The organism is Pseudomonas sp. YQ_5, assembly GCF_043103305.1.
GTDB lineage: Bacteria > Pseudomonadota > Gammaproteobacteria > Pseudomonadales > Pseudomonadaceae > Aquipseudomonas > Aquipseudomonas putida_Y.
Map to the genome: position 1 here is coordinate 1 of NZ_JBICJS010000048.1, position 469 is coordinate 469.

A 469-nucleotide genomic window follows, 5' to 3' on the forward strand; every position below is an offset into this window, starting at 1 on the left:
CTAACCGCAATTCCAACCATTGGGGTGGACACTGCATTAGTGCTGGCAGGGGAGATCGGTACAGATCTATCACGCTTCCCGTCCTCACAGCACTTCTGCTCTTGGTTGGGACTGGCTCCCCCTACTCGAATTTCCGGCGGTCATCGACTGGCAGGTGGTGGGCCAAAAATAGTCAATCGAGCAGCTCAAGCACTCAAGCAGGCTGCATCCAATGCCCGTAACGACAAGGGTTTCATTGGTGCATCGCACCGAGCCAGACTGACTCGAATGGATACCAGCTGCGCCATCAAGGCCACTGCGCATCAGTTGGCACGTCTGGTGTACAACCTTTTAACCAAGAAGCAGGCTTATGTTGAAAAAGGTCTTGAGGAGTTCGAAACCAGAAGCCAGGACCGGCAGGTCCGGGCTTTGCTTCGCAAAGCCCGGAAACTGGGGTATCAGCTGGTGGCCGCTTGAGTGCTTAGAAAAC

General features: G+C 54.6%; 1 protein-coding gene. It reads left to right on the plus strand.

What is annotated here, in order from left to right:
- The coding region (locus ACF8EA_RS11100) for a transposase (protein WP_392522031.1) at nucleotides 1-456 on the plus strand (456 nt) is incomplete at its 5' end.
- Between the last annotated feature and the right edge of the window lie 13 nt (nucleotides 457-469).